The organism is Flavitalea antarctica (genome assembly GCF_054461535.1).
Map to the genome: position 1 here is coordinate 89400 of NZ_JBTLQG010000016.1, position 15379 is coordinate 104778.

At 45.5% G+C, this 15379-nt stretch carries 7 protein-coding genes; 2 read left to right on the forward strand and 5 right to left on the reverse strand.

What is annotated here, in order from left to right; translation table 11 throughout:
• Positions 1–284: 284 nt before the first annotated feature.
• Complete coding sequence (locus ACX0G7_RS15515; RefSeq protein ID WP_458924414.1) at positions 285–1754, reverse strand: glutamate synthase subunit beta; 1470 nt, start codon at positions 1752–1754, stop codon at positions 285–287.
• A 53-nt stretch (positions 1755–1807) separates the two neighbouring features.
• Entirely contained in the window at positions 1808–6322 is a 4515-nt protein-coding gene (gene gltB / locus ACX0G7_RS15520) for a glutamate synthase large subunit (RefSeq protein ID WP_458924415.1), read from the reverse strand.
• A gap of 665 nt (positions 6323–6987) precedes the next feature.
• Here gltB and ACX0G7_RS15525 point away from each other — a divergent pair.
• Together ACX0G7_RS15525 and ACX0G7_RS15530 are read left to right on the forward strand one after the other, a co-directional pair.
• Positions 6988–10221 carry a SusC/RagA family TonB-linked outer membrane protein gene (locus ACX0G7_RS15525; protein ID WP_458924416.1) on the forward strand — a complete coding sequence of 1078 codons (3234 nt, stop codon included), beginning with the start codon at positions 6988–6990 and terminating at the stop codon, positions 10219–10221.
• A 10-nt stretch (positions 10222–10231) separates the two neighbouring features.
• The gene (locus tag ACX0G7_RS15530) at positions 10232–11674 is read left to right on the forward strand and encodes a SusD/RagB family nutrient-binding outer membrane lipoprotein (protein WP_458924417.1); all 1443 of its coding nucleotides are present in this window, start codon (positions 10232–10234) and stop codon (positions 11672–11674) included.
• 262 nt (positions 11675–11936) lie between these two features.
• On the opposite strand, the gene ilvA is transcribed toward ACX0G7_RS15530, so the two are convergent.
• From ilvA to ilvN, 3 genes are all read right to left on the reverse strand, one after another.
• Positions 11937–13193 carry a threonine ammonia-lyase gene (gene ilvA, locus ACX0G7_RS15535; protein WP_458924418.1) on the reverse strand — a complete coding sequence of 419 codons (1257 nt, stop codon included), beginning with the start codon at positions 13191–13193 and terminating at the stop codon, positions 11937–11939.
• Between the two features lie 310 nt (positions 13194–13503).
• A complete protein-coding gene (gene ilvC / locus ACX0G7_RS15540; protein WP_458924419.1) occupies positions 13504–14592 on the reverse strand; it encodes a ketol-acid reductoisomerase in 1089 nt (362 codons plus the stop codon).
• A gap of 112 nt (positions 14593–14704) precedes the next feature.
• Entirely contained in the window at positions 14705–15292 is a 588-nt protein-coding gene (ilvN, locus tag ACX0G7_RS15545) for an acetolactate synthase small subunit (protein ID WP_458924420.1), read from the reverse strand.
• Positions 15293–15379 lie beyond the last annotated feature (87 nt).

The window sequence follows — 15379 nt, forward strand, 5'->3', positions numbered from 1 at the left end:
TTTTCCCAAACTTCCTTAAAATCCGGAAAAGAAAACTCAGATTTAAATTTTGAATCGATTCAGGTGATCGTGCCGCTCGGGTATAATGAGCTCTGGAGATGTATCAAACACGATAGTATTATAAAAAATATTATGCAATAAAAAAGCCCTCCGCAGGTGCGGGAGGGCTTTTTTATTGCATAATATTAAATCGCGTATTGATTACCGTTGGGAAGCGTTGCCCATACCAGTTATAAGCTGTTGTTATTTGATTTACCAGATTATCACACTGGTGTCCCTTCTCCTTAATACGTAATCACACTGGTGTCCCTTCTTTCCAGCAGAGAATATCCGGAAAGATGCTCATCCACCTTTCGTGCACATTCTCTTCCTTCACTGATAGCCCATACCACGAGTGACTGCCCGCGGCGCATATCGCCGGCGGTGAAGATCTTCTGTATGTTTGTCTGGTAGTTTCTTTCGCTGGCTTTTACATTACCACGGTTGTCAAGCTCTACATCAAGTTCAGCAATCATGCCTTCATGCTGCGGATGAACAAAGCCCATCGCGAGCAGAGCCAGTTCGCAGGGGATTTCCTTTTCAGAACCGGGCACTTCTGCAAAATGCGCAGGTCGGCCATCCTCCCCCAGCTTCCATTCCAGGTTTACGACCACTACAGCTTTGAGGTTTCCGTTCTCATCTCCTACAAACCTTTTTGTAGCGATTGCCCATTCTCTTTCACAGCCTTCCTCATGCGAAGATGATGTTTTGAGTACCATGGGATAAGTTGGCCATGGCATGAATGGAGTCCGGGAATCAGGAGGTTTTGGCAGCAGCTCAAACTGGGTAACCGAAACTGCACCGTGGCGGTTAGAGGTACCGACACAATCTGAGCCTGTATCACCACCCCCGATAACGACGACGTTTTTGCCTGTTGCCATAATATCTGCAGTATTCACCTGTCTGCCGGAGACCCGCTTATTTTGCTGCGTAAGAAAATCCATGGCGAAATGCACGCCATTAAGTTCCCGGCCGGGTATATCAAGGTTGCGGGGAATAGTAGATCCGCCTGCAAGCACGATGGAGTGATACTCACGCAGCAGATCATTGATCCTTACGTTAACACCTACATTTGCATTGCATTTGAACACTATGCCTTCTTCTTCCATTAATTTGATACGACGGTCAATAACCCATTTTTCAAGTTTGAAATCAGGGATGCCATAACGAAGCAAACCGCCTGGCGCGTCATCGCGTTCGAATACGGTAACATTATGGCCGGCATAATTAAGCTGTGCAGCAGCGGCCATACCAGCAGGACCGGAACCTATCACGGCAATCTTCTTACCAGTTCTCACTTTTGGCTCCTTTGCCTTCACAAAACCCTTGTCGAAAGCGATCTCAATGATATGTTTTTCGATTTCTTCAATCGCTACGGCTGGCTGATTAATCCCCAAAACACAAGCGCTTTCACATGGTGCAGGACAAATTCTCCCGGTAAACTCGGGGAAATTGTTTGTGGACGACAGGATATCATAAGCTTCTTCCCAACTCTGGCGGTACACTGCATCGTTAAATTCAGGTATAATGTTTCCCAGGGGGCATCCACTATGACAGAAAGGAATTCCACAGTCCATGCAACGCGCAGCCTGCTGATTCAGCTTTGGTTCAGAATATCTTTCCACAAACTCGTTATAGTCGTTCAGGCGCTCCTTTGCAGGACGCTTGGCCGGGAGTTCACGGTTATACTCTAAGAATCCGGTTGGCTTTCCCATTATTATTGATCTTTAAAAATTGATATTTGATATTGATTGTTTGCTGAAATGGCTTACTTCATCACTGGTTCCAGTACCCTGGACGCCAGCACTTTCTTGTAATCTCTTGGGAAAACTTTGATGAAGTTCCTGGTTTGATTTTCGATATCATCGAGAACAAACTTTGCCACGGTACTTCCGGTATAGTCAAAATGTTTACGGAGCAATATTTCAAGATCCCTTACGTCATCCTCATTAAGCGGGTCAAGGTCAACCATCTCCATATTACACATCTCACTGAAACGACCTCTTACATCGTACACATAAGCGATTCCACCGCTCATACCGGCCGCAAAGTTCCTACCGGTTTCACCCAGTATCACTATTTGTCCACCGGTCATATACTCACAACCATGATCGCCCACACCTTCTACTACAACGCTTGCGCCCGAGTTACGTACACCAAACCTTTCGCCGGCTTTACCCCGGATAAACGATTCGCCGGAGGTAGCGCCATAAAATGCGGTGTTACCGATTAGGATATTTTCTTCAGGAACATAGGACGCCTGTTTTGGCGGATAAACAATAAGTCTTGCTCCACTAAGTCCCTTACCGAAATAGTCATTGGCATCACCTTCCAGCTCCAGGGTTACCCCTTTGGTGTTAAATGCGCCAAAGCTCTGACCCGCGGTTCCTGTGAATTTGAAATGAATAGTATCCTCAGGAAGGCCCTCGGCGTGGTATTTTTTGGTGATCTCATTACTCAGGATGGTTCCCGCGGTACGGTCAGTGTTTCTTATTGGGAAGGAAGCCTTGACTTTTTCCCGGTTATCGATGGCAGGTTTTGCTGCTTCCAGGAGTTTCCAGTCCAGCACAGCGTCAATACCGTGGTCCTGCTCTTCCATGTTGTACAAGCCGGTATTGTCTGACTCCGGTTCGCGGTAAAGGATCGGAGCGAGATCAAGCTTTTTATACTTCCAGTGATTGATATTTTCCCGGAGTTCGAGTCCTTCAACCTGTCCAACCATCTCCGTGACGGTTCTATAGCCCAGCTCAGCCATGATTTCCCTGAGTTCCTGGGTGATGAACTTGAAGAAGTTTACCACATGATCAGCATCTCCCGTAAAACGTTTCCGGAGTTCGGCATCCTGGGTGGCTACTCCAACCGGGCAGGTATTTAGATGACATTTACGCATCATTATACAACCCTCCACGATAAGCGCGGCAGTCGCAACTCCCCATTCTTCTGCACCAAGCAAGGTTGCTATGGCAATATCACGGCCGGTTTTCATCTGGCCATCTGCCTGCAGAACAACCCGGCTGCGTAATTTATTTTTAACCAGTGTCTGGTGCGACTCGGCCAGGCCAAGTTCCCACGGTAAACCAGCATGTTTTATTGAACTTACCGGTGAGGCACCTGTTCCGCCGTCAAAACCGGAGATCAGGATCACATCAGCCTTGGCTTTAGCCACGCCTGCCGCAATGGTACCCACGCCTGCTTTGGAAACAAGCTTTACATTGATACGGGCCTTCCGGTTTGCATTTTTGAGATCGAAGATGAGTTGGGCAAGATCCTCAATCGAATAAATATCGTGGTGCGGTGGCGGTGAAATCAATCCGACCCCGGGGGTTGAGTGCCGTGTTCTTCCGATCCACTCGTCAACCTTATGCCCGGGCAACTGACCACCCTCGCCCGGCTTCGCGCCCTGGGCCATCTTGATCTGGAGTTCATCTGCTTCAGTCAGGTACTGGCTTGTTACACCAAACCTGGCAGACGCCACTTGTTTGATAGCACTGCGCATAGAATCCCCGTTCTCCAGTTTTACATAACGTATAGGATCCTCTCCGCCTTCACCCGTATTGCTTTTTCCGCCAAGCCGGTTCATCGCAATGGCCAGCGTGGTATGCGCCTCCCAGGAGATTGAACCAAAGGACATAGCGCCTGAAGCAAAACGTTTATAGATGTTTTCTGCCGGTTCAACTTCATCAATCGAAATCGAGGGACGGTTATGTTTAAAAGTGAACAGGCTCCTCAGCGTGACCGCTTTTTCACCCTGCTCATTAACAAGTTTTGAATATTTTTTGAATGTGTTATAATCGTTGCTGCGGGTGGAATATTGCAGCAGGTGAATGGTCTGCGGGTTAAACAGATGGACCTCCCCTTTTCTTTTCCACTGGTAAATACCGCCAACGGTAAGGCGATCACTTGGCACATCTTTCTGGCTAAAGGCAAAATAATGTTTGGCCAGAGTCTCCCTTGCAATTTCATCCAGCCCCATCCCTTCGATCCTTGAGATAGCACCGGTGAAATAGCGGTTGACCACGTCTTTGCTCAGACCTATGATCTCGAATATCTGGGCACCCTGGTAAGACTGGAGTGTTGAGATTCCCATTTTTGAGAACACTTTCAGCAATCCGTCACAGACGGCCTTTATATAGTTTTTCTTAAGTTCTTCAGTGTCGAGTGTAGTCTGGATCTTGTTATTGAGCTTCATATCACGTATCGAAGAGATAGCGAGATATGGGTTGATGGCTGTCGCGCCAAAGGCGATCAGGCAGGCGAAATGATGTACCTCCCAAACGTCGCCGGCTTCCACAACGAGGCCCACCTGCCCGCGCAGTCCTTTGCGGATGAGGTGGTGATGCACAGCTGAAACAGCCAGCAGTGAAGGAATCGGGGCATGATCCGAATCGATCGCACGATCGGAAAGTATCAGCACCTCAAATCCATCTTCAACCGCATCCACGGCATAACGGCAAAGCCTGTCAAGACCTTTCTGCAGTGAGCCGGGTTTATTATCGGCCCTGAAATAAGTTTGAAGCGTTTTTGCCTGGAAGATCCCGGTATCTATACTCCTGATCTTTTCCAGTTCATGATTGGTAAGCACCGGGTGTTGCAGGGCGACGCAATGGCTGGCCAGGGGATCTTCCTGCAAAAGGTTGCCGTTGTTACCCGCGAAAGTGGCAAGCGACATTACCAGGCGCTCCCGTATAGGATCGATAGGCGGATTGGTTACCTGTGCAAACAGTTGTTTGAAATAACTGGTCAGATGTTGGGGCTGGTCGCTGAGCACTGCCAGCGGAATATCTGTGCCCATGGATCCGATTGGCTCTTTGCCATCTGTGGCCATAGGTGCGATAATGGTATCCAGGTCCTCGGTAGAATAACCAAATGCTTTTTGGTATTTGAAGATCTGGTCGTGTTCAAGGTGAGTAAACAATACCCTTGGTTCCGGCAACTCTTCCAGCCTGATCTTATATTTATTGAGCCATTCAGAATATGGCTTTTGTGAGCAGATGGAGTTCTTCAGTTCATCATCACTGATGATCCGGCCCTGTTCCATATCAACCACAAACATTTTACCCGGCTGCAGACGGCCTTTTTCAATGATCATGGACGGATCAACCGGCAACACGCCGGTCTCCGAAGCCATAATGACCCGGTCATCCGAGGTAACGCAATACCGGGATGGCCTTAATCCGTTCCGGTCAAGTGTCGCACCGATGATCTTTCCATCGGTGAATGAAATAGATGCCGGACCGTCCCAGGGCTCCATGAGGCATGCATGAAACTCATAAAATGCTTTCTTTAGCGGAGGCATTTGCTCATTACCATCCCACGCTTCAGGTATCAGCATCATCATCACATGCGGCAGGGATCTGCCTGAGAGGGCCAGCAATTCTATAATATTATCAAGACAGGCTGAATCTGATTGTCCCTGCGTTACAATCGGAAGCAGCATGTCCATTTCTTCTTTCGAAAAGAATTGGGAAATAAACCCTTTTTCACTGGTTTTTAACCAGTTGATATTACCCTGGAGGGTGTTAATTTCACCATTGTGCGCTATAAAACGAAACGGTTGCGCCAGCTTCCATGATGGAAAGGTGTTGGTCGCGAACCGGGAATGCACAAGGCCAAAAGCCGACACTACCCTCTTGTTGCTGAGATCAGGAAAATAGTTCCTGACCTGCATGGAGGTGAGCTGACCTTTGTATACTACCGTTTTATATGAAAGTGAGGCAACATAAAAACCTATCTGGTCTTTCTTTACCGTGTTAACGATGGTGTGCGTGGCGTAGTTACGGAGTATGAAAAGCTTTCTTTCAAAATCGTCCGGGTTGGTAATATGATCAGGACAGGCAATGAAAACCTGTTCCATCTCCGGTTCAACCGAAAGTGCGGTTGCACCGATGCCATCGGTGTTTACCGGAACTTTCCGGTAGGCAAGTATTTCCAGTCCTAATTTCTCGGCTGACCTGTTAAATATATCCCGGCATTCTTCGCGGAGTCGTATGTCACGGGGAAAGAATATAACTCCAACGCCATACTTTCCGAAGGAAGGAAGATGGACGCCCAGTTTTATACATTCATCGAAGAAAAATTCGTGCGGCGTCTGAATCATCAGGCCGGCTCCATCCCCGGTATTGCTTTCACAACCGCATGCGCCGCGGTGTTCCATGTTCTCCAGGACAGTTAAAGCATCGGAAACATTTTGGTGAGACTTATTACCCTTGATATTGGCTACGAATCCAATACCACATGCGTCCCTCTCAAATTCGGGGGAATACAAACCCATGTTGCTCGCCATCGTTGATTAATTTTTGGTTTGATAATATTCAATGAAATAGTCAATTCTTCATACAGGCATCAAGAAACATAGCAAGCAAGCATATGAAAATACGGAATAATATTCAATTAATACGAATTGTGCCGCATAATTTTCCACAAATCCGATCACATTTTCGTTGATAAACATGCACATTAATGGCAGATTTTTATCGAAACCGGCGGGCTGCATATTTGCTGTGCAAATTATGGCAGGGCACAGCTGAAAAGATGAGATATAAAATCAGGTAATCTACGTTAGCACCAGGTTCAAATCAATTCAGGATTTAAGGCTCAGGCGATTCCGGCCGATCATCTGTTCGTGGTCAGGTCGTCACCGTTCGGAATTATTAACAGCATAAATGAGTGATGGTTCGTTTGTCATTATTCTTAACAATTTGATAAGTTTATGCAGCAGCTTGGCGATACAGCTTGTCTAACCTATACTCCCCCTCTACATTACTCCGTATAACGACAGATTCACTACTACTCTTCAGTCAAAACACATAACCACAGCAACGTCCGTCACCTTCGGATAAGGACACTCAATTTCAAAAATTAAAACATTGTGCAGATGAATGAATGTGAATGAATAAAAAATTGTAGATGGTCTCCAGCTAGAAGCAACTAAACAAAATACTAAATAACATGAGAAAAATTCTATCATTGGTAGGGGCGCTACTGCTTTGCCTCTACGTGAACGCTCAGTCGTCCCAGATCACGGGCCAGGTGAAAGATAACCTGGGAAATCCTGTTCCATTTGCCACCGTAAAAATCCGAAACACTAATACGGCAGTTGCAGCTGATTCTGCAGGTCGGTTCACCATCGACGCAGCACAGGGTGCCGTACTGATTATTTCAGCTGCCGGGTTTGAAGATACAAATGTAACCATTGGTAATTCTTCGATAGTAGAGGTCACCATGGAAAGTCCGGACGCACTCTCCGAAGTAGTGGTTACTGCACTTGGACTAAGAAGAAATAAAAATGAATTGCCTTATGCCGCTCAACAGGTGAAAGGAGAAGAACTGACCAAGGTCCGGACAACCAATTTTGCCAATGCATTATCGGGCAAAGTAGCGGGGCTGCAGATAAAGCAGAATAATACTATGGGCGGTTCCACCAACATCATTCTTCGTGGTTACAAATCCATTACCGGGGAGAACCAGGCACTGGTTGTTATAGATGGAGTACCTGCCAACAATGCAAATACCAACACTGCAAACCAGCAGAACGGTCGCGGAGGATTTGATTATGGTAACGCAGCAGCGGATATTAATCCTGATGATGTGGAGTCTGTAAACGTATTAAAAGGTGCAGCAGCCACGGCGCTGTATGGTTCACGCGCCGCAAACGGCGTGATACTAATCACCACTAAAAAAGGAAGACGTGGTCTTGGTGTTACCGTGAACGTTGGCGGCGGAACAGGAAGCATGGATAAGTCTACCTGGGTTAAGTATCAGCATGAATATGGCGGAGGATATTATGACCCCGACTATTATACTTACTCCGATTCACCACCTTCACCTAATGAACGTTTTCTTTATTTTGATGCAAATGGAGATGGAGTTGACGACCTCGTTATTCCAACTACTGAAGATGCTTCTTTCGGAGCAAGGTTTGATCCGAATTTATCTGTTTATCAATGGAGCGCTTTTGATCCAAGACTTCCCAGCTATGGTAAAGCAACTCCATATGTTGCAGCTCCAAACGATCCCACAACGTTTTTTGAGAACCCCGTATCTTCTAATGTGAGTGTATTTGTTGATGGTGGCGGGGACAGGGGCACATTCAAACTTGGATACACAAGAACTGATGATAAGGGAATCATGCCTAACAGCAGGATATCAAAGGATATGATCAATTTGCAGGCTTCTTATAATATTACGAGTAACCTGACTGCGAATGCAACAGTGAATTTTTCGAAGGTAAAAGGGGTTGGCAGATATGGAAGCGGTTATGGAGATGCGAGAAGCCTTTCCTCGCATTTCAGGCAATGGTGGCAAATGAATGTTGATGTAAAGGAACTTGAGGATGCATGGAACCTGACAAAGGATAATGTAACCTGGAACATGTCCGGCCCACCGGACGATCTCGGACCGATATATTGGGATAACCCATATTATACCCGTTATGAAAGTTATTCAAATGACAACAGGTTCAGGTTGTTTGGTATTGCCAGCATCAATTACAAGGTTACTGACTGGCTTAATATACTTGGAAGAGCATCTATTGACAGCTATGATCAATTGCAGGAAGAAAGAGATGGTTATGCATCTGTGAACATTGGCAGCTATAGCCGTTTCAACCAGACATTCAGGGAATACAACTATGACCTTATTGCCAACTTTGATAAAAACCTCACTGACAAAATAAATCTTAAGGCACTGGTTGGTGGTAACCTGAGGCAGAATAATATCAATTCCATATTTGCCACCACCAACGGAGGCCTGATCATTCCGGGATTATATGCGTTATCTAATTCAGCAAATCCTATCAACGCTCCAACTGAAGTGGACCAGCGTGTTGAAGTGGGTGGCGTATTTGCAGGCGCAACTGTTTCATACAACCAGATGCTGGTATTGGATCTTACAGCGAGGACCGATAAGTCGTCCACTTTGCCCGAAGGCAATAACCAGTATTTTTATCCTTCAATTTCCGGTGGCTTTATATTTTCAAAACTGTTGCCAAACCTGGCATGGTTGAACCAGGGAAAACTCAGGCTTAATTATGCAGAGGTAGGTAGTCCTGCTCCCTGGGATTATACCACTAACAGTTATGATCAGCCAACGCCATACGCAGGTGTCCCATTATTTTCAGTTTCGAATCAAAGAAGAAATCCTGACCTGAAACCTGAGAGAACAAGGAGCTATGAGGCCGGACTGGAATTAAGTGTATTGAAAAACCGGGTTTCACTTGATCTCACATACTATCAGACAAATACTGTCGACCAGATCATTCCTGTCACTGTATCGGGTTCTACCGGTTATAGTACGAGGATAATCAATGCAGGTAATGTTGAGAACAGGGGATGGGAAGTATCATTGTCACTGGTGCCCATTCGTACCAATGATTTCAGCTGGACCATCAATACCAACTGGACAAGAACCAGGAACGAAGTGAAAAGCCTGATAGGTGGAACACAGAATATAGTAATAGGATCGTTCCAGGGAGGGGTAACACTGAATGCCGCAGTTGGTCAGCCATTTGGTACCCTGAGGGGTAATGATTTTGTGTATGATGAAAAAACCGGTCGCCCGGTTGTTGGTGACGATGGCTACTATCTTGTATCACAGACAACAAACAATATCATTGGTAACATTAATCCTGACTGGGTAGGTGGTATCAACAACATCATCACCTACAAAAATCTTTCACTAAGCTTTTTGTTTGATGGTCGCCAGGGCGGATCTATTTACTCAATCGACCAGTGGTATGGACAAGGTACCGGGCTTTACCAGGCGCAGGCTGGTCTTAATGATCTTGGTAATCCTGTCAGGAATTCGCTGGCAGAAGGTGGCGGACTCATATTCCCCGGCGTTCTCGAAGATGGCACAGAAAACACACAGCGTGTAATACTTACAGGACTCAGGGGTTATGGTTATAACAACTTCCCCAATAAAAGCGTGGTTTATGACGCCAGCTTCATTAAGCTGAGAGAGCTAAACCTGACATGGTCGATTCCAACCCGTGTTACAGACCGCCTCGCACCGGTAAAGGGCATTGATGTTTCCCTGTTTGGCCGAAATCTTTGGATGGTTCATAAAAACCTTCCTGATGCAGATCCGGAAGACACAGGAAGTTCCGGCAATATCCAGGGATTCCAGGTTGGAAGCTATCCACTGTACAGAACTTATGGCTTCAATGTGAGATTCAAATTTTAAACCGCGAAGTATGAAAAAGATAATTCTTCCAATCATATGTATTGCTTCAATGCTCATTTTTTCCGGTTGCCGGAAAGATATGCATACGCTAAACACCAATTCAAAACAAGCGTTGGTGGTGCCCGGGGACATGTTGTTTTCTAACGCACAAAAGAACTTCACAGACATTCTGACAACACCGAATGTTAACAATAACGTCTTCGAATTTATAGTTCAGTATTGGTCAGCCACCACTTATCCGCAGGAGAGCAGGTATGATCTTGGTAACCGGAACATACCACAAAACTGGTGGACCATCATCTACCGTGATGTATTGAAAGATCTTTCGGAGGCTCAGGGTTTAATAGCTGCTGAAAACCCATTGCTTGACGAGGACAAAGTTGCCAAACAAAACAGGCTGGCAATAGTAAAGGTTACCAAAGCTCATGCCTACTATGTGCTGGTAAACACCTTCGGCGATATTCCTTATTCGGAAGCGTTAAACATAGAGAACACAACACCAAAATATGACGCTCAGCGGGACGTTTATTATTCATTGCTCGATAGCCTTAATGCCGCCATCAGCAGTATGGAAGTTAGCGGTGATAGCTTTGGATCAGCTGACTTACTTTACCATGGCGATATGGAGGCCTGGTTTAAGTTTGCGAATTCGCTAAGACTCCGGTTCGGGATACTGCTGGCTGATGTGGACCTTCCGCGGTCCAGAAAAGAGGTCGAGGCTTCCGCACCGAATGTCTTTAAATCCAATGCTGACAATGCCCTTTTTCAGTATACCAACACACCGCCTAATACAAATCCTATCTGGACCAATCTCGTGCAAAGCAACCGCAATGACTATGTTCCGTCAAATACCATCATCAATGTGATGAATACATTGAATGATCCGAGAAGACCTTTTTGGTTTACACTGGGGCCGAATGGAACCTATTCAGGTGGAATTTATGGTGCAGGTAACACGTTCGCCAACTTCTCCCATATGAGTGATAAGACACTGGAGGCTGATCTGCCAAGTATATGGATGGACTACGCCGAGGTAGAATTTTTATTGGCCGAGGCTGTTGAAAGAGGTATGACCGTGGGCGGCACAGCGGGGCAGCACTACAACAACGGGGTAACAGCATCCATTACATATTGGGGTGGAACCGCAGCCCAGGCATCGGCTTACCTGGCGAGTCCTGCGGTCAATTATGCCTCTGCGGCCGGAAACTACAAACAAAAGATCGGCACACAGCTGTGGCTGGCAATGTACCTCCGCTCGTTCGATGAGTGGGTTCACTGGCGGAGACTCGATGCTCCTACCCTGGTAAAACCAGCATCAGCTATCAGTGATATCCCGGTACGATATACTTATCCTTTCAATGAACAGAACCTGAATGAAACTAATTATAATTCGGCTTCCCAGGCAATTGGCGGAGACCTTGTAACAACAAAACTGTTCTGGGATAAATTTTAAGTGAAACCCAATAGCAGGTGATCGGCAAATGACAAGTGAGGACTGTAGTGGTGAATGTTGAGTGGTGAGCTAAGAGTGGTGTAACATGCACCGCCTTAAGGCTCACCACTCATCATGTATATATATCTCAAACGAGATCACCGATTAAGTATTTCTAAACAAGGTTACCGATCAGGTATCGTTATACAAGATAACCGATCACGTATCTCTAAACAAGATAACCGATCACGCATCTCTAAACAAGATAACCGAAGAGGTATCTCTAAACAAGATAACCGAAGAGGCTATCATTTTTATTCAGTTCTGTGAATGTGATATGATAGCGCTGCATGTTCAGCAGCAAAACTTCATAATCCTTTTTGCTTTTTAATTCAATCCCTACCAGTGCGGGTCCGGTTTCTTTGTTATGCTTTTGCATATATTCAAACCTCGTGATATCATCATCGGGCCCGAGCACATGATTCACGAACTCCTTCAAAGCACCGGGCCGTTGCGCAAACCGGATAAGGAAATAATGTTTAAGACCTTCGTATTGAAGACTACGTTCCTTTATTTCCTGCATCCTGTCTATATCATTGTTGCTTCCGCTTACAATGCATACAACCTGTTTGCCCCTGATCTGATCAGCGAAATCTTCCAGTGCAGAAATGGACATAGCACCGGCGGGCTCAACAACAATGGCGTCTTCATTATACAATTGCAGAATGGTTGAACATATCCTTCCTTCCGGAACAAGATGCATGCCGTCCAGTACATCTTTACAGATACTATAGGTCAGATCGCCCACTCGTTTTACCGAAGCTCCATCCACAAATCTCTCTATGTTCTCGAGCGTAACCGGGTGACCCTGCTTAAATGCCGCGAGCATCGATGGTGCCCCTTCCGGCTCCAGGCCAATGAGTTTTGTTTTGGGTGAATAAGTTTTAAAATAAGATCCAACGCCTGCACTGAGCCCTCCTCCACCGACCGGCATAAAGAGGAAATCGATATCCGATTTATCCTGTAAAATTTCAAGGCCCACCGTGGCCTGACCCTCAATGATGCGGTAATCATCAAATGGGGGGATAAAAGTCATCCCATTATCTTCTGTATACTGTTTTGCTGCGACAGCACAATCGTCAAAAGTATCCCCGACAAGCTTTACCTCAATATTTTCCGCACCAAACATTTTTGTTTGTGACACTTTTTGATTTGGGGTGATGATGGGCATAAACACTACACCCCTCACATTAAGTTTGCGGCATGAATATGCGAAACCCTGGGCATGATTACCGGCGCTGGCAGTTACAACACCTTGCTGAAGATCTTCTGCAGGCAGGCTGCTCATCATATTATAAGCCCCTCTTAATTTATAGGAACGTACGACCTGTAAATCTTCCCGTTTCAGGTACACATCGCAGTGAAACTTACGGCTGAGGTTATTATTATAGGTGAGCGGTGTGCGATTAATAATTTTATGTAACCGTTTTGCAGCAGCTTCAAAGTCGAGCAAGGGTTTCGTATTTGTCGGAACTTCCATAATGTTTATTTTTCCCGCTATAAAAAGCAAATGCTTTTTGCAGCCTCTTTCTGATATCAGTTACAGGATAATCTTTCAAAAGGTTACAAAAAGCATTCGCTATCTGATAATGTCCGAATCATATTCTTTGATCCGTTATCCGAATCATAATTCTTTGATCCGTTGTCCGAATCATAATTCTTTGATCCGTTGTCCGAATCAATTTCGTGATCCGCGATACGAATCATAGTTCTGTGATCCGCGATACGAATCATAATTCGTGATGCGCTGAACGAACATCAATTTTTGATCCGGCACTCAAATGCTATAATCAGTTTGCTGAAGCCGGTACTTTCTTGCCTGCTTCTTCCACCTTTTGATTTTCAGGACGAAGAGATCTGACAGTTTTTCCAGCCTGCCATAATTCGCTATCCCTTAATTCTTTCAATTCCACTTCAAGCTTTTCACGGTAATCTGCCTTGCTGTTGCTTTCAATTGATTTGGCAGCTTCTTTTCCCGATGCAACACTCTCATATAGTTCCGTAAATACCGGTAAGGTTGCATCCCTGAATTTTTTCCACCAGTCGAGAGCACCACGTTGTGCTGTAGTTGAACAGTTTGCGTACATCCAGTCCATTCCATTTTCAGCAACAAGTGGCATCAGTGATTGAGTCAGTTCTTCAACGGTTTCGTTGAATGCTTCCGAAGGAGTATGACCTTTCTTGCGCAACACTTCGTACTGCGCGGCGAAGATTCCCTGGATCGCGCCCATCAGTGTACCTCTTTCGCCAGTCAGATCCGAGTAAACTTCTTTTCTGAAATCTGTCTCAAACAGGTATCCGCTTCCAACGGCAATACCAAGTGCTATAACTCTCTCTTTTGCCCTGCCGGTAGCATCCTGGAAGATCGCATAACTGCTGTTAAGGCCACGACCCTGCAGGAACATCCGGCGCAAAGAAGTACCTGATCCTTTCGGAGCTACAAGAAAAACGTCGACGTCCTTAGGAGGTATAATATTAGACTGTTCATTAAAAGTAATTCCGAAGCCGTGCGAAAAATACAGGGCCTTTCCTGGAGTAAGATGTTTCTTTACCGTTGGCCACAATTGTATTTGTGCAGCATCGCTCAGCAAATAACAAATTATCGTTCCTCTTTCAAGTGCCTCTTCAATTTCGAACAGGGTTTTGCCGGGTACGAAACCGTCTTTGATTGCTTTGTCCCAGGTTTTAGAGTCTTTCCGCTGACCTACAATAACATTGATGCCATTATCTTTCTGATTCAATGCCTGGCCCGGGCCCTGTACACCGTAACCGATTACTGCTACCACTTCGTTTTTCAGGACCTCCTGAGCTTTAGCCAGCGGGAATTCTTCGCGTGTTACTACATTTTCTTCCACGCCCCCGAAATTTAGTTTTGCCATGATTTTATGTTTAAAGTGTGATTTGTGAACTAAAGATTTAATGATTTAGATTAGGTTGAATAATGATTACTGATACTGGGTTGTCATTGTGGAAAAGTGAACCCGGATTGGATTACATCGTGAACACTTCATCCTGTTTGTCGAGGAACTCGTTTTCAACGAGCTCTTCACCCGGTTCAACTTTTTCAAATTCTTTGAGGCGTTCGTGGAAACCACTGCTTGCCTTGATGATTGCCACACGTGCACTACGTACAAACTCTATCAGTCCATACGGCTCAAGTACAGTGACCAGCCGGTCAGTTTCTTCACGATGACCACTTGTTTCGAAAATGGTATAGTCTTTCCGGATCACAACAGCACGAGCCCCGTATTCGCGGAGTAAACGCTCAACTTTCACTTTCTCAGCAATGGCATCAGTAGAAACTTTATACAATGCCAGCTCCTGCCAGATTATTTCTTCATCTGTATTGTAAAAGGCCTTCAGCACATCGACCTGTTTTTCAATCTGTCTTGCAAGTTTCTTTACCACCTCTTCGGTCTCATTGATAACAATGGTAAAACGGTGAATACCCTCGATTTCAGATGGCGATGTATTCAGGCTTTCAACACTGATTTTCCGGCGGGAAAAAATGATGGCTATCCTGTTCAACAAACCGATTTGATTTTCGGTATATACTGTAACTGTGAATTCCTGTTTCATATAATAATTTTATCACTGTTCGATTGATGGAGGATTTGCATTCCCAATCAAATATTTGCATTCCGTCCTTGTCCAGGTCTGGCTTTC

Bases quoted from the DNA above. Each gene is read 5' to 3' on its own strand.
- ilvA (WP_458924418.1), bottom strand. From the start codon at position 13,193: ATGGAAGTTCCGACAAATACGAAACCCTTGCTCGACTTTGAAGCTGCT.
- ilvN (WP_458924420.1), bottom strand. From the start codon at position 15,292: ATGAAACAGGAATTCACAGTTACAGTATATACCGAAAATCAAATCGGT.
- ACX0G7_RS15525 (WP_458924416.1), top strand. From the start codon at position 6,988: ATGAGAAAAATTCTATCATTGGTAGGGGCGCTACTGCTTTGCCTCTAC.
- ACX0G7_RS15530 (WP_458924417.1), top strand. From the start codon at position 10,232: ATGAAAAAGATAATTCTTCCAATCATATGTATTGCTTCAATGCTCATT.
- gltB (WP_458924415.1), bottom strand. From the start codon at position 6,322: ATGGCGAGCAACATGGGTTTGTATTCCCCCGAATTTGAGAGGGACGCA.
- ilvC (WP_458924419.1), bottom strand. From the start codon at position 14,592: ATGGCAAAACTAAATTTCGGGGGCGTGGAAGAAAATGTAGTAACACGC.
- ACX0G7_RS15515 (WP_458924414.1), bottom strand. From the start codon at position 1,754: ATGGGAAAGCCAACCGGATTCTTAGAGTATAACCGTGAACTCCCGGCC.